Source organism: Kitasatospora sp. NBC_01539, from assembly GCF_045040525.1.
Taxonomy (GTDB): domain Bacteria; phylum Actinomycetota; class Actinomycetes; order Streptomycetales; family Streptomycetaceae; genus Kitasatospora.
This window is the reverse complement of sequence record NZ_CP109390.1, coordinates 4,889,447-4,909,520: the sequence shown is the minus strand read 5'-3', so window position 1 is coordinate 4,909,520 and position 20,074 is coordinate 4,889,447. Positions and strand designations below refer to the sequence as shown.

Genomic DNA, 20,074 nt, shown 5'->3' with positions numbered 1-20,074 from the left:
CCGGGTGCTCCCGCGCGGGCGCCCGGGGCGGCCCGTGCTCCGGTGGCGGCCGTCCTGCGACGGCGCCGGGAGGTCCGTCGTGCCGGAACGGTAGGAATCCGCACCTCGCGGGTCCTACTGTTCCGGCTATGACCGCCGACGCGATGTCCGCCGACCACGGCGCAGACCCGACAGCCCTCTCCGGTCCCGCCGATCCGGCGCCACCGGCCCCCGCACCCGCCGTCACGCAGGCCGTGATCCTGGCGGGCGGGCAGGGTTCCCGCCTCCGCCCCTACACCGACGACCGCCCGAAGCCGCTGGTGGAGATCCCCGGCACGGGCACGCCCATCGTGGGCCACCAGTTGGCGTGGCTCGCCGCCGAGGGCGTCACCGACGTGGTCATCTCGTGCGGCCACCTCGCGGAGGTCCTCCAGGACTGGCTGGACGGCACCGACCTGCCGCTGAACGTCCGCACGGTGGTGGAGACCGAGCCGCTGGGCCGCGGCGGCGGCCTGAAGTACGCGTCCGCGGCACTGCCGAGGCCGGACGAGGCCTGGTACGCCACGAACGGCGACATCTGGACGCGCTTCAGCCTGCGCGAGATGGCGGCGTTCCACCACGAGCGCGCGGCGGTCGCGACGCTGGCGCTGGCCCGGCCGCGCATCCCGTGGGGGGCCGTGGAGACGGACCAGTTCGGCAACGTGCTGGACTTCATCGAATCCCCGCCCTCGCCCTTCCTCATCAACGCGGGCCTGTACGTCTTCGGTCCGGCGTTCCGCGCGCTGCTGCCCGACGTGGGGGACCACGAGCGCACCACGTTCCCGCAGTTGGCGCGGTCCAGGCAGCTGGCCGGGTACCAGCTGCCGCAGGGCTGCTACTGGCGGGCGATCGACACCGCGAAGGACCTGACGGAGGCGGCCAAGGAGCTGGCCGCCGCGGCCGGCCGCCTGCCGGCCTGAGCACGCCCCTGCCTGAGCACGCCCCGGCCGGGCCCGGCCGCGCCGCCCGGCCGCCGGAAGAACGCCGGAAGACGCCGTAGGGCCCGCACGAGGCCGACCGGGGCACGGCACGGGCACGGCCGGGGCAGGGAGCAGCGCCGTACCGAACCGACCGCAGCGCCGAAGGGGGCCCGCCACCGTCCAGGACGGTGGCGGGCCCCCTTCTCGCTTCGGGCGGGCGGGCAGGCCGTGGTCAGACCGCGGGCGCCTCCGCCTGGCGTTCCATCCCGAGGGCCGACAGTCCGCCCAGCGGGCCACTGCCGAGGACTCCGCCGATCAGTCCGGGGCTGGTGCCCGGCCGGGGCGTGGAGCCGCCCGTGGTGCCCGTGCCGCCCCCGGTGGTGCTGCGGGTGCTGGTGCTGGTGGAGCGTCCCGGGGTGCTGTGGCCGCCGGTGCCGGCCGACTTGGACGACTTCGCCTTCCCCGTCCTGCTCGACGAGGACGACGGCGAGGTCGTGGCCGACGGCGAGGAGGAGCGGCCGGGCGAGGGGGAGGTGCTCGGCTTGGGGCTGGGCGACGGTGTGGTGGTGCTGTTGCCCGGCCACATCGGGGAGCCGTAGTCGGTCGGCGGCTTGACCGGGCCGGGCCCGGTGGTGCCGCCGGTGCGGACGGCCGCGCCGAGCATCGAGCCGGTGAGCAGCGTCAGGCCGACGACCACGGCGGCCACCACGGAGCTGCGGCGCAGCACCCTGCGGCGTACCGCGCGTGGCCTGTCGGGGCCGTACCGCCGCCAGGCGTCGAGGGCGATCCGGCCGTCGAGCGAGCCGAAGGGGGCGCCTGCGATGAGGAGGGGGCTCCACGCCGCGAGGAAGATCATGTCGGGGGTGTCGTAGACCGGCACGGACCGCCAGCTGACGGTGAAGAGCAGGGCGGCGGAGAGCGTCATCGCCGCTCCGGCGGCGAAGCGCTGCCAGAGGCCGAGGACGGTCAGCACACCGACCACGATCTCGGTGAAGGCGACGCCGAGGCCCGCGCCGACCGGGTGGCTCATCGCGAAGGCGAGGAGCGGCTCGGCGACCTTCCAGGGGTGCAGCGAGGAGAGCCAGCGCATCATGGAGCCGCGCTCGCCGCCGTCGAAGTACACCGGGTCGCAGAGCTTGCTGAACCCGGCGTACACCGAGAGCGAGCCGAGCACGATCCGCAGCGGCAGCAACACGAGCCCGAGGTCGACCCGGCGGCCCGGGTACCAGGCGTGGCGGGCGTCGACGGGGCCGTTCTGCGCGGAGACCTCGGGGAGTTCTCCGCTGGGCGCCCAGCCCGGGCCGACGGGCTCGTACGGCAGCGGGGGCGGGCCGGACTGCCGCGGCACGCCGTGCAGCGGCTGCGTCTCGTCGATCCCCGCCGGGAAGCCCCCGGGCATGCCGGACATCGGCGAGCCGTGGCCCGCTGCGCCGGCCGGTGCGGGCACCGTGGTGAGGCGCACCGCCTCCAGCAGCCGGGTGGCCGCCTGGTCGCCCGGGGCGGCCTGGCCGCTCCAGGTGACCGTGGTGACGCGGCCCTTGCGCCGCGGGGTCGTCACGCCGCCGCCCGCCATGGCCGGGATCTGCGCGCTCGGCACGACGACCTGCGGGGTGACCAGGGCGCGGGCGCCGTAGCCGGACGCGCCGGACTGCATGCCGTACGGGTCCCCGAAGGCGGCGCCGGCAGGCGCGTCGATCATCGGGGCCATGGGGGCGGAGAGCCTGACGCGGAAGCTGGCCTGGGTACTGCTGAGCTTCGCGGGGTCGGACGGCACCCTGACCGTGCTGAGGCCGGGACCGGGGTCTATCCCCGCCGTGCCGCCCTGCCCGGGGCGCCGAGGTGTTCTGGTGTCCACACCCCTCTAACCGGGTGACGGGCCCGGAGGACACTCTCCCGGGTGGATTCCCGGCGCGAATTTGAAGTGATCATGGGAGAACCGATCGGGCCCAAGCGGACCCGATCGGTTCCGTCCACGAAGCAGTCCGTTCCGGACCGCAGCCGCCCCGAGGGGCCGGTGCTGCCGGTGCGTCAGCGGCGGGCGCGGAGCCGGGCGGCCTCGTACAGCACGATGCCGGCCGCGACGCCCGCGTTCAGCGACTCGGTGGCGCCGGGCATGGGGATGCGCACCCGGATGTCGCAGGTCTCGGCGACCAGCCGGGAGAGGCCCTTGCCCTCGGAGCCGGCCACGACGACCACCGGGCCGGTGAGGGCGTCGAGGTCGCCGATCTCGGACTCGCCGTCGGCGGCCAGGCCGACCACCATGAGGCCGGCCTTCTGGTACGCCTCCAGGGCGCGGGTCAGGTTGGTGGCGCGGGCCACGGGCAGACGGGCGGCGGCACCGGAGGAGGTCTTCCAGGCGCCGGCCGTCATGCCGGCGGCGCGGCGCTCGGGGATGACCACGCCGTGCGCGCCGAACGCGGCGGCCGAACGGACGACCGCGCCGAGGTTGCGGGAGTCGGTGACCCCGTCCAGCGCCATGATGAGCGCGTCCTGTCCCGCGTCGGACGCGGCGGCGACGAGGTCGTCCGGGTGCGCGTACTCGTACGGCGGCACCTGGAGCACGAGGCCCTGGTGGTTGAGGCCGCCGGTCATCTGGTCGAGCTGGGCCCGGGGGGCCTCCATGAGCGGCACACCGCGCTCGTTGGCGGCCTGGTAGGCGTCGCGGACGCGGTCGTCGGTGTCGATGAACTGCATGACGTACAGCGCGTTGGCGGGCACGCCGCCCTTGAGCGCCTCGACGACGGAGTTGCGGCCGACGACCAGCTCGGCCGCCCCGGCACCGCCGCGACCGCCGCGGCCCGCGCCGGCCTTGCGCATGCCGGCCCGCGACTTGGCGTCCCGCTCGCGCTTGACGGCAGCGTTGGCCGCACGCTGCTTGGGGTGTCCCTTGCGGGCCTCGCCGGGCGGGGTGGGGCCCTTGCCCTGGAGTCCCTTCCGGCTGTGGCCGCCGGTACCGACACTCGCGCCCTTCTTCGAATCGGGGTTGCGGCGGTTCCTGCGCTGGCTGTTGCCGGCCATGGCTGTACTTCCTGTCTCTTCTTCGTCTTGAGGTTCGTCATGAGGATGGGCCGTAGCCGGTTCCCACCGGCTGCGGCCCACGCTCGCCCCTGCGGGGGCTACTGGTTGTTGATCGTCCAGCGGGGGCCGGACGGGGTGTCCTCGATGGCCAGCCCGGCGAGGCCGAGCTGGTCGCGGATGGCGTCGGAGGTGGCGTAGTCCTTGCGCTCGCGGGCCGCCTGGCGCTGGTCCAGGACGAGCCGGACGAGCGAGTCGACCACGCCGTGCAGGTCGTCACCGTGCCGGGCACCGGCCCAGTGCTCGTCGAGCGGGTCGAGGCCCAGCACTCCGAGCATCGCACGGACCTCGGCGAGTCGCGCCACCGCACTCTCCTTGTCGTCCGCGGTCAGGGCGCTGTTGCCCTGGCGGACGGCGGTGTGCACGACGGCCAGCGCCTGGGGCACGCCCAGGTCGTCGTCCATCGCCTCGGCGAAGGCGAGCGGCACCTCGGGCGCCGCGTCGACCGGGCCGCAGCGCTCGACGACGCGCTGGACGAAACCCTCGATCCGGGCGAAGCCGGTCTCGGCCTCGCGGAGCGACTCCTCGCTGTACTCGATCATCGAGCGGTAGTGCGGTGCGGCCAGGTAGTAGCGGAGCACGATCGGGCGCCAGCGCTGGACCATGTCGGAGACGAGCACCGAGTTGCCGAGCGACTTGCTCATCTTCTCGCCGCTCATGGTGACCCAGGCGTTGTGCACCCAGAAGGCGGCGAAGTCGTCGCCGAACGCCTTCGACTGGGCGATCTCGTTCTCGTGGTGCGGGAAGATCAGGTCGAGGCCGCCGCCGTGCACGTCGAACGCCGTGCCGAGGTACTTGTGCGCCATGGCGGAGCACTCCAGGTGCCAGCCCGGGCGGCCGCGGCCCCAGGGGGTCTCCCAGCTGGGCTCGCCCTCCTTGGCGCGCTTCCACATGGCGAAGTCGCGGGAGTCGCGCTTGCCCGTCTCGCCGGCGCTCTCCGGCTGGCGGAGGTTGTCCAGCTCCTGGTTGGAGAGGGCGAGGTAGTCGGGGTACGTGGTGACGGCGAAGTAGACGCTGCCGTCCACCTCGTACGCGTGCCCCTTCTCGATGAGCGTGCGCATCATCTCGATCATCTCGGGCACGTGGCCGGTGGCGCGCGGCTCGACGCTGGGCGGCAGGCAGCCGAGCGCGGTGTAACCGTCGTCGAAGGCACGCTCGTTGGCGTACGCGATCTGCCACCACGGGGTGCCGAGTTCGCGTTCCTTGGCGATGACCTTGTCGTCGATGTCGGTGACGTTGCGCACGAACGTGACGTCGTAGCCGCGGTAGCCGAACCACCGGCGCATCACGTCGAAGTTGAGGCCGGACCGGATGTGCCCGATGTGCGGCGGCGCCTGGACGGTAGCGCCACACAGGTAGATCGAGACACAGCCCGGTACAAGCGGGACGAAGTCGCGTACCTGGCGGGTGCTGGTGTCGTACAGGCGAAGGCTCACAGCGTCAAGCGTAGTGGGCGCCGGGGGGTGCCCCGCCACCTTTCGTGCTCAGGACACCTCTGTCTCCGAGCCGTCGGTGGCGCCGTCCGCCCCGGACGATCTTGGCCGGGCCGGTCAGGCCCCCGCGGACGGCGCCACCGGGGCGCCGGACGCGGGGGCCTGACCGCTCCTCGGCCGTGCGGGGCACCCCGGACGCCCGCACGGCCTCACCCGGTGAGCTCGAACAGCAGCGCGGCGAGGCAGACCGTCGCGACCAGCACCGCCGTACCGGCGATGCCGGTGGCGACCCGGCCGCTGCGCCGTCCGCGGACGACCAGCACGGTCGCCGTCGGGCAGCCGACGAGCAGCGGGACCAGCGGCCAGCCGCCGTTGCCCCTCGCCAGCCCGATCACGGCCGCGGCCACCAGCACCGCCGAGACCGCGGTGACCGACCACCGCATGCGGGCGAGGCCGTGCTCGTCCGTCCGGGTGGGGCGGAGCGCTCCGCGCGCCACGGTCACACCGTCGCAGCGGGGTGGTCGTAGGCGCCGCCCACCTCGGGGAAGTCCTGCATGACGCCGGTGACGGTGCCGATGATGACCGACTTGGCGGTGAGCACACCGGTCAGCGCGAGCGACACCTGGGCGAGCTGGGCGGTCATCTCGGCCCACTTGTCGATCGCGATCACGACCTGGGCGACCGCGGCGGCGTAGCCGATCGCGGCTCCGGCCGCGCCGACCACCGTGGAGGCCGCCGCCGTGGCCGCGACCTGCAGGGCGAGGGCGACCAGCAGGCGGTCGACCATGAACGCGAGGCCGGCCTTGAGGAACTCGGCCAGCGAGAAGACGAACTGGGCGATCTCGAAGTAGTGCGCGTCGAGTTCGGCGAAGCCCTGCCCGACCTCCCGCAGCTTGCCCTGGAACCGCTCGAAGTACGCCCAGGCGGCGTCGGCCGCGTTGCCGTCCCAGGTGGTGGCGAGCGTGTCGTTGCCGCCCTGCACGTTGTCGGCCATCGCCCCGCACGCCTTGCCTATGCGCGACCAGGTCGTGCCGCAGGCCGCGTACGACTCCCAGTCGCCCATGATCGCCTTGAGCAGTTCCCCGTACGGGTCGAACCCGAGGAAGAGCTTGCAGGCCTCGTTGATCAGCGCCGACGGGCTGCCCAGGTCGAGGACGGTGCCGACCACCTTGTTGACCGGGGTGAACTCGAACTCGGCGACGTGACCGGCGAGGTAGCCGTCGCCGCCGTCCTTCTTCGCGAGCTCGGCGACGGCGTCGCGGCGGTCCGCGAACGACGGGCCCGAGCCGGTGCCGCCGCTCGGGGCGGGGCCGCCGGGCCGCGCGTACGTGGCGTCGAGCCGGGCCGCCTCGCCGGTCTCGGTGCCGCTGTAGTTGGCGGCGACGTTGCCGAGTTCGCGCGAGCCCGCCACCATCACGGCCCGGATCTTCTCCAGGATCTGCGTGCCGGAGTCCACGAACTTCTCGTGCTCGACGGAGCACATCTCCCACAGCTCGGACGCCAGGCCCTTGTCGACCGTCGCCTCGCTCCCGAGGTGGTCCTTACAGGCGGCGGCGTTCTCGGCGGACCGCCCGACCAGCGTCCCGTAGCCCCGGACGTCCCCGACGTTCACCCGAAAAGACATGCGTCCCATCCCCGTTCCCCGTGACCGCACCGGTCGTCGACGTGCCCCTCCCGGCCGGGCCCGGCGGGCGGCGGGAGGGTGGGTGCCCCGTGCTCAGGAAGCGCCCGGGCGGTAGTCCCAGCGGACGGCCGGCAGTTCCTCGCCGGCCGCGCGGGCCTCGTCCTCGATCTCCCGGTCCTCCTGCGCGATGAACCGGCGCCCCTGCTCGGCGAGTTCGTCCCGTTCCCGGTCGGACATCGCGGAGAGCCGGTCGTGCAGCGAGTCGGCACCGGCCAGCAGCTCGGGGCTGTAGGCGCTCTGCGAGAGCGCCTGGCGCAGGCCCGTACGGCCGGCGAGCACGTCCCGGGCCATCTCCTGCATGGCCGGGCCGGCGCCGCCGTCGGCGAGCTGCTTCATCGCCTTGTGCAGCAGCCGGGCCTCGCCGGGGCTCTGCGCGATGTCCTGGAACTCCTCGTAGCCGACCTGGCGGTCCATCGGCGCCTCTCCCCCGTCGCGTGGCGGGCGTCCGGCCCGCCCAGTGGCCCTGGCACGTTACCGGCGCCCGGGCCACCCGTCCGGCGAGTCGCGGAACCGGTACCGAAGCTCAACGCACCCGGTACACAAGGGCGGTGGCGATCGCCGCCAGCCCCTCGCCGCGGCCCGTGAGGCCGAGCCCGTCGGTGGTCGTGCCGGAGACGGACACCGGCGCCCCGACGGCGGCCGACAGCGCGGCCTGGGCCTCGGCCCGGCGCTTGCCGATCTTCGGACGGACCCCGATCACCTGGACGGCGACGTTGCCGATCTCGAAGCCCTCGGCGCGGACGATCCGGGCGGCCTCGGCGAGCAGGGCGACACCGGCCGCGCCGGACCACTCCGGGCGGTCCGTGCCGAAGTGCGCGCCGAGGTCGCCGGCACCGGCCGCGGAGAACAGCGCGTCGCACGCGGCATGGGCGGCGACGTCCGCGTCGGAGTGCCCGGCGAGGCCGTCCCCGGCGTCGGGCCAGTCCAGGCCGGCGACCCGCAGCGGGCGGCCCGCCTCGAAGGCGTGGACGTCGGTGCCGATCCCGACGAGCGGGACGACGGGCGGGGCGACCGGTGCGGCGGGCCCGGGAACGGTCGGGTCAGAAACCATCGGAGGCCCTCCTGCGGGCGAGTACGGCCTCGGCGAGCACGAGGTCCAGTGGTCGGGTCACCTTGAACGCCTCCTCGTGGCCGGGCACCACGACGACGGTGCCGCCGAAGCGTTCGACCAGGCCCGCGTCGTCGGTCACCGGCGGCAGCCCGCCCGCGGACTCCTCGGCGAGCGACTTCTCGTGCACCTCGTGGAGGACGGCGCGGCGGAAGCCCTGCGGGGTCTGCACCGCTCGCAGCGTGGCCCGGTCCGGCGTGTCGAGGACGGGCTCCGGTACGCCGGCGGCCCGCGGTTCGACGCGCTTCACGGTGTCGGCGAGCGGTACGGCCGGCACCACCGCGTCGGCACCGGCGCGGACGGCCGCGGCGACCGCGTCCACGACCTCGACCGGCACGAGCGGCCGGGCGGCGTCGTGCACGAGCACGACCTCGATCGTGTCGGGGATCGCGGCCAGGCCGAGGCGGACGGACTCCTGGCGGGTGGCACCGCCGGCGACCACCCGGACGTCCTTGCCGTCCAGTCCGTGGCTGTCGAGCAGGGCCTCCACTCCGGCGACGCCGTCCGGCGGGGCCGCGACCACGACCAGGCCGATCGCCCGGCTGCGGGCCAGCGCCCGGACGGCGTGGACCAGCAGGGGCACGCCGCCGAGCTCGCGCAGCGCCTTCGGGGCACCGGGCCCCAGCCGCTCCCCGCGCCCCGCGGCCGGTACCACCGCCGCTGCAACTGCTGCTGACGCGTTCAGGTTTCGCTCCTTCGGCGAAGTGGGTATGGCCCTTGGCGTGCGCCGACCGGCGTACACCGCAGACCCTTCCGACTGCACGTTAGCCACAACGCCGGGCCGCCCGCGCGGAGCGGCGGACGGACCCCTTCCGGGCCGCCCGCACCGCGGGGCCGCGCGTCGCCCCGACACACCCGCGCCCGGGCACGCCGAAGCGCCCGAGGTGCCGAACCGCCGTCCCGTCGACGAGCATGACGGGGAGGCGCGCCGGCATCGGGCGCTGGGCGTTCTGGAGCCGCTTAGGAGGCGAGGACCTCGTCGAGCAGCGTCTCCGCCTTGTCCTCGTTGGTGTTCTCCGCGAGCGCGAGCTCGCTGACGAGAATCTGGCGGGCCTTGGCGAGCATCCGCTTCTCGCCGGCCGAGAGACCGCGCTCACGCTCGCGACGCCACAGGTCGCGGACGACCTCGGCAACCTTGATCACATCGCCGGACGCGAGCTTCTCGAGGTTCGCCTTGTAGCGCCGAGACCAGTTGGTGGGCTCTTCGGTGTACGGTGCGCGAAGCACCTCGAAGACCCGGTCGAGACCTTCCTGACCGACCACGTCGCGCACGCCGACGAACTCCGCGTTCTCGGCGGGCACACGCAGTGTCAGGTCTCCCTGCTGCACCTTGAGCACCAGGTAGGTCTTGTCCACACCTTTGATCTGGCGAGTTTCGATGGCCTCGATCAGCGCGGCCCCGTGATGGGGGTAGACCACCGTGTCGCCAACCTTGAACGTCATGTGACAGGACCCCTTCCGTGGCTTTCCAGAATAACACGCTTCTCGGCGCACCCGAAGGGCGTTTTCGCAGGTCAGGGCGGGTCTCAGGGCTTGACAAGGACCCCCATGACGTGCTGCGACCGGTGTTCGACGAAGGCTTCCCGCAGGTCGGAGGCGGTGCGACAGCTCGGCGAAACCTCTGGCAACACCGCCGAAACCATGATTGGATCTTGAGTTTTTGCCCTGTCGCGTGTCGTGTCCCCCGTCACGACCTGCCGCCCGGCCCCACCCACCCGCACGACCTGCACCGGTTCGTGGGCGTCCGGAGCCGGGCGCGAAACCCGCTGCGCACACGTACGGATGCCGGGGGCGCGACACGGGGCCACCCCGTGGGGACCGGGCGTAAGCGGTCGGTAGGCTGACGCCGACCACCGAACGTGATCCACATCGTGCGATCCACGCAGCTCATCCACCTCCAAGGAGAAGTCGCCGCCGTGAGCCGGAGCCTTCGACGCGGCGCGATCGCCGCCCTCGTCCTCGCCGCCATCGTCCCGCTGTCCGCCTGCTCGACCGGCAACCAGGCGGAGACCCTCCAGGTCAAGCCGGACTCCGCGGCCACCTCCGTGGGCCAGAACCTCCGCCTCAACAACATCGTGGTGGTGACCGCCGCGACCGCCTCCTCCGACGAGGCCGGACCGGCGAACGTCACGGTCAACATCAGCAACACCGGCACCACCCCCGAGGTGCTGCAGGCCGTCACCGTGGACGGCGGCGCCGCACAGCTCACCGACGCCAAGGGCGCGGACGTCACCGAGATCGTCATCCCGGCCGGCGGCGCGCTGCTGCTCGGCGGCGAGGGCCTCCCCGGCGCCCGCGTGGCCTCGGCGAAGCTCCCCGTCGGCGGCTACGCCGACACGGCCTTCACCTTCAAGACCTCCGGCAAGGTGAGCGTCCCGGCCGGCGTGAGCCCGGCGGTCGGCCTGTACGCCTCCTTCGGCCCCAAGGCCGAGCCCGCTCCCGAGACGTCCCCGTCGGCCTCGGCGTCCGCGTCGGCATCCGCGTCGGCATCGGCGTCCGCGTCCGCCTCGCGCTCGGCGAGCCCCTCCGCCGGCGCCTCCGGCTCCGCGTCGGGCTCCGCCAAGCCGTCCGGCTCGGCCTCCGCGTCGACGAGCGCCTCCGCCGGCTGACCCCGCCCTCGCGGCGCACGCCGCAACGGCCGAGGGCCCCGCTGCTGCGGGGCCCTCGGCCGTGTCGTGTCGTGTGCGGCAGGGTCTACGGCTCGAACTTGTAGCCCAGGCCGCGGACGGTCACCAGGTAGCGCGGCGCACCCGGGTCGGGCTCGATCTTGGCCCGCAGGCGCTTCACGTGGACGTCGAGGGTCTTGGTGTCACCGACGTAGTCGGCGCCCCAGACCCGGTCGATCAGCTGCATCCGGGTGAGCACCCGGCCCGCGTTGCGGAGCAGCATCTCCAGCAGGTCGAACTCCTTGAGCGGCAGGTCGACCTTGGCGCCGTCGACCGTCACCACGTGCCGGTCGACGTCCATGCGGACGGGGCCGGCCTCCAGCGCGCCGGGGCCGCCGCCGTCACCGTTGCCGTTGCCGTCCTCGCCGCGGCGGCGGAGCACCGCGCGGATCCGGGCGACGAGCTCCCGGGTGGAGTAGGGCTTGGTGACGTAGTCGTCCGCGCCTATCTCCAGGCCGACGACCTTGTCGATCTCGCTGTCCTTGGCGGTCACCATGATCACCGGGACGTTGGAACGGACCCGCAGCTGACGGCAGACCTCGGTGCCCGGGAGGCCCGGGAGCATCAGGTCGAGCAGGACGAGGTCGGCGCCGTTGCGCTCGAACTGCTCCAGCGCGTCCGGGCCGGTGGCGGCGACGGCCACCTCGAAGCCTTCCTTGCGGAGCATGTACGACAGGGCGTCGCTGAACGACTCCTCGTCCTCGACCACCAGTACTCGGGTCACGATCGGGCCTCCGGGGCAGGAAGGGGGGTGGGTGCGGTGCGTGGGTCACGGCCGTCCGCCGTGATCGACGGGACGGCGGTGTCGCGGTCCCCGGCCGGGGCCTGCCCGGCCGGGAGCCGCAGGGTGAAGGTGGAACCCTGGCCCTCGACGCTCCACACCGCCACGGTGCCGCGGTGCGAGGCCGCGACATGCTTGACGATGGAGAGGCCGAGGCCGGTTCCGCCGGTCGCCCGGGAGCGGGCCGGATCCACCCGGTAGAAGCGTTCGAAGATCCGCTCGCGGTCCTTCTCCGAGATGCCGATGCCCTGGTCGGTCACCGAGATCTCGATCAGCTCGCCGTCGGCCTCGCCGAGGACGGCGGCGCTGGAGATGCGGCGGGTGGCGATGGCCACCCGGGTCCGCGGCGGGCTGTAGTTGACGGCGTTCTCGACGAGGTTGCCGAGGGCCGCGGCGAGCTGGCCGCGGTTGCCGTGGAGGTAGAGGCCTGACGTGCCGCCGGAGGCGATGAGGATCTGCTTGGCGGCGGCGGGCTGCCGGCACCGGTCGATCGCCTCGGCGATCAGCTCGTCCACCGGGACGGGCTCCGGGTCGACCAGCCGCTCGTCGTCCTGCACCCGGGAGAGGTCGATGATCTCCTGGACGAGGCTGGCGAGCCTGGTCGCCTCGATCTGCATGCGGCCGGCGAAGCGCTGGACGGCCTCCGGGTCGTCGGACGCGTCCGCGACCGCCTCGGAGAGCAGGGAGAGCGCGCCGACCGGCGTCTTCAGCTCGTGCGAGACGTTGGCGACGAAGTCGCGGCGGATGGCCTCGATGCGGCGCCGCTCGGTGAGGTCCTCCACGAGGACGAGGACGAGCCGGGAGCCCAGCGGGGCGACCCGCACGGACACCGCGAGCGGGTCGGCGGCGCGGGCACCGCCGGGGCGGGGCACCTCCAGCTCGACCTGGCGGATCTCACCGTCGCGGCGGGTCGCCCGGGCGAGCGACAGCATCGGGTCGACGGCCATCGCCCCGCCCCGCACCAGACCCATCGCGTACGCGGCGGAGCTGGCCTTGACCACCTCGTCGGCGTCGCCGAGCACGATGGCGCAGGAGCGCAGCACGGAGAGCACCGTGTCGACCCCGGGCGGGAGCGGGGTGTCGTGCACCGGGAGCCCGCTGCTCCCTGTCCTGCCTGCGTTGCCGATCCTCGGAGCGCCCCCGCGGGCCTGCTCGCGTTCGCTCCAGCGGAAGGCGATGGCGGCCGTGAGACCGACGCCGAGCCCGGCTATGGCGCAGGCAGCGGCGGTGGCCACATTCACGTCCATGTCATTCAGCCTAAGCGCACGGTGGGCGGGCTCCTCAACGGTGCGATCAAGGGATCGGCCGCACGTTGCCGAGAATTCACCTTCAGTCCGCTGCCGGTTCACTGCACGGGTCGTACGAGGTCGCCCGGACGGCCCAGTGTTGTCGTCGCAAGCCCGTGCGGGCGGTGACGCGGCTACCATTCGCGCCACCAGCAGCGGCCGTCCCCGGACGGACCGGTCGGCACCGCCACCGACACAGCTACTGATGGAAGGTCCGCCCCGGCAGCGGGACGGGCGGCCAGGAGGAGACAGCATGCGCGACGCGTACCACGAGGAACTCGACTCGATCAGCGACGGCCTGGTCGAGATGGCCCGGCTGGTCGGCTCGGCGATGGGCCGGGCCACCACGGCGCTGCTCGACGCCGACCTCGCCCTGGCGGAGAGCGTCATCGCGGCCGACGAGAAGGTCAACAACCTCCACCACGAGCTGGAGAACCGCGCCATCGACCTGCTGGCCCGCCAGCAGCCGGTCGCGACCGACCTGCGCATCGTGGTCACCAGTCTGCGGATGAGCGCCGACCTGGAGCGCTGCGGCGACCTCGCCCGGCACGTGGCGAAGGTCGCCCGGCTGCGCTTCCCCGAGAGCGCGGTGCCGAACGACCTCCACCCGATCGTGCTGGAGATGGGTCAGCTCGCGCAGCGCCTCGTCGCCAAGGCCGGGCTCGTCATCTCGACGAAGGACGTCGACGCCGCCCTGGAGCTGGAGCGGGACGACGACGCCATCGACGCCCTGCACCGGGAGCTCTTCTCGCACCTGCTGGACGACCGCTGGCAGCACGGCATCGAGACGGCCGTCGACGTCACCCTCGTCGGCCGCTACTACGAGCGGTTCGCCGACCACGCGGTCTCGGTGGCCAAGCGCGTGGTGTTCCTGGTGACGGGCGAGCACGCGGACGGGTTCGCGGCCGAGGCGGCGGCCGTTCCGGCCGTCACCGCCGCCGACTGAGCGGAGCGGCCCCGCGGGCCCGGGCGGGCCGCCCGGGCCCGGTGGCGCGTCCGGTGCGGACGTCGCCTCCGGTGCGGGCGGCGTGTCCCGGGCCGGGGGCGCACACGGGTCCTGGTGTCCTACCTCCGCGCGCCCGTTGACGCCCCGTCGCCCGGCGGTCTTCACTCGAACCGGGCATGCCGACGAGTGCTGCGCATGCCGCCGTGTGCCGTCGATGAGGAGGCCCAGCACGATGAAGGCTCACCGGACCCCGACCACGCCCGCGGCGAGCGCCGCCGAACAGCCCGCCCCGAAGCTCCTGCCGGTCCTCGCCGCGGGGTGCGGCTGCGGCCCGGGCTGCGGCTGCGGCTGCCAGTCCGGGGCGCCCTGCCAGTGCGGCGGCGCCACCGGCGGCTGCTGCGGCGGCCACTGAACGACGGTGCCCCGCCGGTCCGGCTCCGGCCGGTCCTGCGGGGCACCGCTGCGTGCGGGGACGCCTCCGGGTCAGAAGGTGACGTCCATGCACTGGTAGAAGGCGTTGCCGGTGTCGGCGACGTCCCACACCGCGAGGATCACCTGGTGGCCGGTGCGGCCGCCCGGCAGGGTGCCGACGTGGCTCACCGTGGCCGGCGGCTGGGCGCCGTTGTAGGGCACGGTGAGGAACGGGGTCAGGTCGAGGCTGCTGCGGGTGATCTTCGTGCCCGCGTTGTAGCCCGCCTTGGTCAGGTAGTAGCGGAACTGGCTCGTCGAGTGCCGCGCGGTGAACTTCCAGGTCATCGTGAGCCGCTGCCCGGCGGTGACCCTGGTGGCCGGCCAGGCCCCGCCGCGCGGGTCGTCCAGCTGGGCGAAGCGGCTGTTGCCGCCGGCGCAGAGGGTGCCGTCGGACGGACCGGTCGACGGGAAGCCCTTCGGGCCCTCGACGCTCTGCGGCTCCCACTGGATGTCGCCGCAGTTGGTGACCGTGCCGGCCGCGCACAGGGCGGCGCGGCTCGGCGGCGTCGTGACGTAGGCGTGCGACTGGGCGGGGACGGCGGTGGCGAACGGGACGGCCGCGGCGGCCGCGGCGGCGGCCAGGATGTGACGCTTGCGCATGGTGCTCCCTCCGTGGGGGTGGATGGAGTGCGTGTGCAGGTGCGTGTTCCGTGGTGCGCGTGGTCGTGCACGAACAGACCGGCGGGCAGCGCTCGACGTGGGGTTGGCGTGCTCGCGCCAGGTCTGGACCACCACGCTAGGAGCCGGGGCGGCCGCCCGTCAATGGTCTGAACCAGTCTGGTACCAGCGGGAGGTGACGGGCCGTCGGGTGCCCGGACGTTCCCGGGCACCCCCGGGCGGCGCCCGCCGGACCCTCCGGGATACTTCCCTGCCATGACGACTGCGCTGATCGCGACCATGACGGTCCTGCTGCTGCTCGGCGCCGCCCAGGCCGTCCACAAGGCGCGGGCCCGCCGCTGGTACGACGCCGGGGCGTCGCTCTGCGGGACGCTCGGCGCCTGGCTCGTCACCGTCGCCGGGGTCGCCTGGCAGGTCGACCTGCTCTTCTGGACGGGCCTGGCCATCGTGCTGCTGGGCTTCGCCCTCGAATTCGCCTCACGGCGTACGGCACGGGTCCGCGCCGCCGGCTGAGCACCGGCGGACGGCCCGGGAACGACGGAGGCCCCTCGCCAGCGACAAATGCGCTGGTGAGGGGCCTGATCGCGTGTGGGCTTACTTCTTGCCCTGGTTCTTGACCGCCTCGATGGCCGCCGCGGCGGCGTCGGCGTCGAGGTAGCGGCCACCGGGGGTGAGCGGCTTGAAGTCGGCGTCGAGCTCGTAGACGAGCGGGATGCCGGTGGGGATGTTCAGGCCCGCGATGTCGGCGTCGGAGACGCCGTCGAGGTGCTTGACCAGCGCGCGGAGGCTGTTGCCGTGCGCGGTGACGAGCACGGTGCGGCCGGCGGCGAGGTCGGGGACGATCGCGTCGTACCAGTACGGGAGCATGCGCTCCACGACGTCCTTGAGGCACTCGGTGCGCGGACGCAGCTCGCTCGGGATGTCGGCGTAGCGGTCGTCGCCGGCCTGCGAGTACTCGTTGTCGTCGGCGAGGACGGGCGGCGGGGTGTCGTACGAGCGGCGCCAGAGCTGGAACTGCTCCTCGCCGAACTCGGCGAGGGTCTGGGCCTTGTCCTTGCCCTGCAGGGCGCCGTAGTGGCGCTCGTTGAGGCGCCAGCTGCGGCTCACCGGGATCCAGTGGCGGTCGGCCTTGTCCAGGGCGATCTGCGAGGTGCGGATCGCCCGGCGCAGCAGGGAGGTGTGCAGCACGTCGGGGAGGAAGCCCTCGGCGGCGAGGAGCTCGCCGCCACGCGCGGCCTCCTTCTCGCCCTTCTCGTTGAGGTCGACGTCGACCCAGCCCGTGAAGAGGTTCTTCTGGTTCCACTGGCTCTCGCCGTGGCGGAGCAGGATGAGTCGGTAGGTCGTGTCAGCCATGGGCGCCAGTTTAGAGGAGGAGGAATTCGGTTGGTCGGGCCGTCTCATCCCAGGTAATGTCCGCCTATCGCCTTCGCCTCTTACCACCGCGCCGGTGGGCCTCACCCTGCCCGGCCGCGCGCGTGGCCGCACGCCCGGGAGCCGCCCATGCCCGCCGCAGTCCGTCTGCGCTCCGCCGCCCGGGAGACGGTCGGCGGCCTGCCCGGCCCGTTCTGGTGGCTGTGGACGTCGACCCTGGTGAACCGCCTCGGCGGCTTCGTGGTGACCTTCCTCGCGCTCTACCTGACCGCCGACCGCGGCTACTCGCCGGCGTACGCGGGCCTGGTGGCCTCACTGTTCGGCCTGGGGTCGGCGGTGGCGGCCGTCGGGGGCGGCGTGCTGACCGACCGGTGGGGCCGGCGGCCGACCCTGCTCGCCGCCCAGTCGGGCACCGCGGTGTCGACGGCGGTGCTGGGCTTCTGCGACGGCCGGGTGACGATCGCGGCGACGGCGTTCGTCGTCGGTCTGGCGAGCAACGCCTCCCGGCCGGCCGTCTCGGCGATCATCGCGGACATCGTGCCCGCCGAGCACCGGGTGCGGGCCTACTCCCTGAACTACTGGGCGATCAACATCGGCTTCGGCGTCTCCGCCGCGGTGGCCGGGCTGATCGCCGCTCACGGCTACCTGGCGCTGTTCCTGCTGGACGCCGCCTCCACGCTGGCCTGCGCCGTGGTGATCTTCGTGCGGATCCCGGAGACCCGTCCCGAGCGGGCCGCCGCCGTGGCCGAGGCCGCCCCGGCGGAGCCCCGGGTGGGCCTGGGCGCGGTCTTCCGGGACACCCGCTTCATGGCGCTGGTCGCGGTGAACCTACTGCTGGCCGTCGTGGTGCAGCAGGGCAGCACCACGCTGGCGGTGGACATGGGCCGCGAAGGGATCTCGGCCGGCCGGTACGGCCTGGTGATCGGCCTGAACGGCCTGCTGATCGTGCTGCTGCAGCTGCCGGTGACCCGGCTGATGGCGGGCCGCGGGCGGACCGGCCTCCTGGTGGTCAGTTCGCTGCTGACCGGCTGGGGCTTCGGGCTCACGGCCCTCGCGGGCGGTTCGGCGGGGTTCTACGCGCTGACGGTCGCGGTCTGGACGGTCGGCGAGATCATGGCCGCCCCCACGATGATGGGCCTCGTCGCGGAGCTGTCGCCCGCCCGCGCCCGCGGCCGCTACCAGGGCGTCTACTCGCTCTCCTGGTCGCTGGCCTCGTTCGTCGGCCCGGCAGCCGGCGGCTTCCTGCTGGAGCACGCCGGCGGCCGGGTGGTGTGGGGCGGCTGCGCGGTCTTCGGCACGGCCGCCGCCGTGGCGTTCCTGTGGCTCGGGCGGCGGCCCGCACCGGCCGCCGTGGCGGAGGACCTGCCGGTCGGGGCCGCCGAACTCAGCCGCTCGTAGCGGCGTCCGTGCCCGCGTCCGGTGATCCGCCGTCCGCGGGCGCGGCCAGGTGCGCGAACGCCGCCAGGTTGCCGACGGACTCGCCGCGCTTGGTGCGCCACTCCCACTCGCGGCGGATCGCCGTGGCGAAGCCGAGTTCGAGCAGCGTGTTGAAGGGTTCGTCGGCGCTCCGGAGCACGGTGCCCAGCAGCCGGTCCACCGCGTCGGGGGTGAGCGCCTCCAGCGGCAGCCGTCCGGCGAGGTAGACGTCGCCGAGGCCGTCGACGGCGTACGCGACGCCGTACAGCCGGGTGTTGCGTTCGAGCAGCCAGCGGTAGACGGCCTCGTGGTTCTCGTCCGGCCGGCGGATCACGAAGGCGTTCACCGACAGGGTGTGGTCGCCCACGCGCAGCGCGCAGGTGGTGGAGAGCTTGCGGGTGCCGGGCAGCGTCGCGACCAGCGTGTACGGGTCGGTCGCCGCCGCTTCCCAGCCCACCCCGGCCTCGTCGAGCGCGGTGCGGAGGAGGGCCAGCGCGTCGTCCTTGGTACGGATTGCCATGGGGCTGACGCTACTCGCCGGTACCCCCGGGGCGCACGGCCCGACCCGCCGCAGGAGGCCGCCGCGCCGGCCGCGCCCGGTCAGGCCCGGCGGCGCAGCCGGTCCTCCGGGCGGACCATCGCCCCCGCGTACACCTCGGCCGTCGCGGCCGCGGCCGTGCCCCAGCCGAAGGCCGCGGCGTGCCGGGCCGCCGCCTCGCCTTGCCGCCGCACGAGGTCGGGCAGCGTGGCGTACGGCTCCAGGGCGCGCGCCCAGGCGACCGGGTCGTGGCCGTGCACGAGGGTGCCCGTCCGGCCGTCCCGGACGGCCACCGGCAGGCCGCCCACGGCGGCGGCGACCACCGGCGTGCCGCAGGCCTGGGCCTCCAGCGCGACCAGGCCGAAGGACTCGCTGTAGGAGGGCATGACCAGGGCGGTGGCCGCGCGGTACCAGGTGGCGAGCCGCTCCTGGCCGACCGGCGGGTGGAAGCGGACGACGTCGGAGATGCCGAGCTGCGCGGCGAGCTTGTGCAGGCTCTCGGGCCGGGCCAGGCCCGTGCCGGACGGCCCGCCGACCACCGGCACGACCAGTCGCTCGCGCAGCTCCGGTCGCCGGTCGAGGAGCACGCCGACGGCCTTCAGCAGCACGTCCGGCGCCTTCAGCGGCTGTATGCGGCCGGCGAAGAGCAGCACGGCGGCGTCCTGCGGCAGCCGCAGCTCGGCGCGCGCCCCGGCGCGGTCGCCGGGGCGGAAGACGTCCAGGTTGACGCCGGGGTGCACGACGGCGAGCTGGTCGCCGCGGGCCGCGTAGTGCTGCGAGAGCTCGCCCGCCTCCTCCGCGGTGTTGGCGATCAGCCGGTCCGCGGCCTCGACGACCTGGGTCTCGCCGATCACCCGGGCCACGGGCTCGGGCGTGTCGCCCTCCGCGAGCGCGGCGTTCTTGACCTTGGCCATGGTGTGCATGGTGTGCACCAGCGGCACGCCCCAGCGCTCCGCCGCGAGCCAGCCGACCTGCCCGGACAGCCAGTAGTGCGAGTGCACGAGGTCGTAGTGCCCGGGCCGGTGGCCCGCCTCGGTGCGCAGCACCCCGTGGGTGAAGGCGCAGAGCTGCGCGGGCAGGTCCTCCTTGAGCAGCCCTTCGAACGGGCCGGCCGTGACGTGCCGCACCAGCACGCCGGGGGCGAGCTGCACGGTCGGGGCGTCGTCCGAGCTGATCGCCCGGGTGAACACCTCGACCTCGATGTCGAGCGCGGCGAGCCGCTTGGCCAGCTCGACGATGTAGACGTTCATGCCGCCAGCGTCGCCGGTGCCCGGCTGGTGGAGCGGCGAGGTGTGCACGCTGAGCATCGCGATGCGCCGGGGCCGGCGCTGACGACCCCCGACGAGGGCCTGCAGCCGGGAGAGGCGGGCGGGCGGGGCGAGGCCGGCGCCCTGTCCGGCACCTGGGGCCTGGGCAAGGCCCGCCACCTGGGCGAGCCGCTCACGACGGGCCGCGCGTGCGGGGTGCTGCGTCACCTGGCTGAAGCCTCCTCGTGCTCCCGGCCGATCGGTACGTCCGACCGTGCGGGCGGGCCCGCAGGACGGCCGCGGGGCGCGGCCGGGCCGCCCCGCGGTCGGCGCGCTCCGCCGGGGCCGACAGCTCCGGGCAGGACATACGCCGAGGGTGGCAACCACGGGCCCGCCGTCCGCTATTCCCGCGCCGCTCCCGTGGCGACGACCGTCACAGCGCCGGGCCGCCGCCCGCCCCCACCGGCGCTCCACCGGGGAGAGGGCCCGGGGCGGT

Annotated in this window: 21 protein-coding genes; 6 read left to right on the top strand and 15 right to left on the bottom strand. The window is 74.1% G+C overall.

The genetic code is table 11. The features are described 5' to 3' along the window. The first annotated feature begins 128 nt into the window (after nucleotides 1-128). Entirely contained in the window at nucleotides 129-938 is an 810-nt protein-coding gene (locus OG335_RS21210; RefSeq protein WP_405012702.1) for an NDP-sugar synthase, read from the top strand. 232 nt (nucleotides 939-1,170) lie between these two features. Here OG335_RS21210 and OG335_RS21205 read toward each other — a convergent pair whose 3' ends face one another. From OG335_RS21205 to OG335_RS21165, 9 genes are all read right to left on the bottom strand, one after another. Beyond that, complete coding sequence (locus OG335_RS21205; protein ID WP_405012701.1) at nucleotides 1,171-2,712, bottom strand: DoxX family protein; 1,542 nt, start codon at nucleotides 2,710-2,712, stop codon at nucleotides 1,171-1,173. Nucleotides 2,713-2,966: 254 nt separating this feature from the next. Continuing rightward, nucleotides 2,967-3,956 carry a 23S rRNA (guanosine(2251)-2'-O)-methyltransferase RlmB gene (gene rlmB / locus OG335_RS21200; RefSeq protein ID WP_405012700.1) on the bottom strand — a complete coding sequence of 330 codons (990 nt, stop codon included), beginning with the start codon at nucleotides 3,954-3,956 and terminating at the stop codon, nucleotides 2,967-2,969. 98 nt (nucleotides 3,957-4,054) lie between these two features. After that, a complete protein-coding gene (cysS, locus tag OG335_RS21195) occupies nucleotides 4,055-5,449 on the bottom strand; it encodes a cysteine--tRNA ligase (RefSeq protein WP_405012699.1) in 1,395 nt (464 codons plus the stop codon). A gap of 206 nt (nucleotides 5,450-5,655) precedes the next feature. After that, nucleotides 5,656-5,943 (bottom strand): hypothetical protein, encoded by a 288-nt coding sequence (locus tag OG335_RS21190; RefSeq protein ID WP_405012698.1) that lies wholly within the window; start codon nucleotides 5,941-5,943, stop codon nucleotides 5,656-5,658. Between the two features lie 2 nt (nucleotides 5,944-5,945). After that, the gene (locus OG335_RS21185) at nucleotides 5,946-7,070 is read right to left on the bottom strand and encodes a hypothetical protein (protein WP_405012697.1); all 1,125 of its coding nucleotides are present in this window, start codon (nucleotides 7,068-7,070) and stop codon (nucleotides 5,946-5,948) included. A gap of 93 nt (nucleotides 7,071-7,163) precedes the next feature. Next, the gene (locus tag OG335_RS21180) at nucleotides 7,164-7,544 is read right to left on the bottom strand and encodes a hypothetical protein (RefSeq protein ID WP_405012696.1); all 381 of its coding nucleotides are present in this window, start codon (nucleotides 7,542-7,544) and stop codon (nucleotides 7,164-7,166) included. Nucleotides 7,545-7,653: 109 nt separating this feature from the next. After that, the gene (gene ispF / locus OG335_RS21175; RefSeq protein ID WP_405012695.1) at nucleotides 7,654-8,181 is read right to left on the bottom strand and encodes a 2-C-methyl-D-erythritol 2,4-cyclodiphosphate synthase; all 528 of its coding nucleotides are present in this window, start codon (nucleotides 8,179-8,181) and stop codon (nucleotides 7,654-7,656) included. After that, complete coding sequence (ispD, locus tag OG335_RS21170) at nucleotides 8,171-8,950, bottom strand: 2-C-methyl-D-erythritol 4-phosphate cytidylyltransferase (protein ID WP_405015473.1); 780 nt, start codon at nucleotides 8,948-8,950, stop codon at nucleotides 8,171-8,173. The genes ispF and ispD overlap by 11 nt, the downstream gene beginning before the upstream one ends. Before the next feature lie 248 nt (nucleotides 8,951-9,198). Further along, entirely contained in the window at nucleotides 9,199-9,681 is a 483-nt protein-coding gene (locus OG335_RS21165) for a CarD family transcriptional regulator (RefSeq protein ID WP_014136563.1), read from the bottom strand. Nucleotides 9,682-10,154: 473 nt separating this feature from the next. Here OG335_RS21165 and OG335_RS21160 point away from each other — a divergent pair, with 473 nt between their 5' ends. Further along, entirely contained in the window at nucleotides 10,155-10,847 is a 693-nt protein-coding gene (locus OG335_RS21160; protein WP_405012694.1) for a DUF461 domain-containing protein, read from the top strand. 85 nt (nucleotides 10,848-10,932) lie between these two features. On the opposite strand, the gene OG335_RS21155 is transcribed toward OG335_RS21160, so the two are convergent. Both OG335_RS21155 and OG335_RS21150 read right to left on the bottom strand, forming a co-directional pair. Further along, nucleotides 10,933-11,628, bottom strand: a complete 696-nt coding sequence (locus tag OG335_RS21155) for a response regulator transcription factor (RefSeq protein WP_263104752.1) — start codon at nucleotides 11,626-11,628, stop codon at nucleotides 10,933-10,935. Beyond that, nucleotides 11,625-12,932, bottom strand: a complete 1,308-nt coding sequence (locus OG335_RS21150; RefSeq protein ID WP_405012693.1) for a sensor histidine kinase — start codon at nucleotides 12,930-12,932, stop codon at nucleotides 11,625-11,627. Before OG335_RS21150 ends, OG335_RS21155 begins: the two co-directional genes overlap by 4 nt. Nucleotides 12,933-13,224: 292 nt before the next feature. On the opposite strand from OG335_RS21150, the gene phoU reads away from it, so the two are divergent. Then, nucleotides 13,225-13,917, top strand: coding sequence for a phosphate signaling complex protein PhoU (phoU, locus tag OG335_RS21145; RefSeq protein ID WP_405012692.1), 693 nt, complete (start codon nucleotides 13,225-13,227; stop codon nucleotides 13,915-13,917). Nucleotides 13,918-14,149: 232 nt separating this feature from the next. Further along, on the top strand, nucleotides 14,150-14,329 hold the full coding sequence (locus OG335_RS21140) for a hypothetical protein (RefSeq protein WP_405012691.1): 180 nt from the start codon (nucleotides 14,150-14,152) through the stop codon (nucleotides 14,327-14,329). Between the two features lie 71 nt (nucleotides 14,330-14,400). Here OG335_RS21140 and OG335_RS21135 read toward each other — a convergent pair whose 3' ends face one another. Beyond that, a complete protein-coding gene (locus OG335_RS21135) occupies nucleotides 14,401-14,988 on the bottom strand; it encodes a lytic polysaccharide monooxygenase (RefSeq protein WP_405012690.1) in 588 nt (195 codons plus the stop codon). A gap of 273 nt (nucleotides 14,989-15,261) precedes the next feature. Between OG335_RS21135 and OG335_RS21130 the strand changes: the two genes are divergently transcribed. Continuing rightward, entirely contained in the window at nucleotides 15,262-15,519 is a 258-nt protein-coding gene (locus tag OG335_RS21130) for a hypothetical protein (RefSeq protein ID WP_405012689.1), read from the top strand. An 81-nt stretch (nucleotides 15,520-15,600) separates the two neighbouring features. On the opposite strand, the gene OG335_RS21125 is transcribed toward OG335_RS21130, so the two are convergent. Beyond that, the gene (locus OG335_RS21125) at nucleotides 15,601-16,359 is read right to left on the bottom strand and encodes a phosphoglyceromutase (protein ID WP_405012688.1); all 759 of its coding nucleotides are present in this window, start codon (nucleotides 16,357-16,359) and stop codon (nucleotides 15,601-15,603) included. A 147-nt stretch (nucleotides 16,360-16,506) separates the two neighbouring features. On the opposite strand from OG335_RS21125, the gene OG335_RS21120 reads away from it, so the two are divergent. Further along, nucleotides 16,507-17,775, top strand: coding sequence for an MDR family MFS transporter (locus OG335_RS21120; RefSeq protein ID WP_405012687.1), 1,269 nt, complete (start codon nucleotides 16,507-16,509; stop codon nucleotides 17,773-17,775). Here the strand turns inward: OG335_RS21120 and OG335_RS21115 are convergent. Beyond that, entirely contained in the window at nucleotides 17,762-18,313 is a 552-nt protein-coding gene (locus tag OG335_RS21115) for a YbjN domain-containing protein (protein ID WP_405012686.1), read from the bottom strand. The two genes, OG335_RS21120 and OG335_RS21115, sit on opposite strands and share 14 nt — an antisense overlap. 80 nt (nucleotides 18,314-18,393) lie before the next feature. Further along, a complete protein-coding gene (mshA, locus tag OG335_RS21110) occupies nucleotides 18,394-19,686 on the bottom strand; it encodes a D-inositol-3-phosphate glycosyltransferase (RefSeq protein ID WP_405015472.1) in 1,293 nt (430 codons plus the stop codon). Nucleotides 19,687-20,074 lie beyond the last annotated feature (388 nt).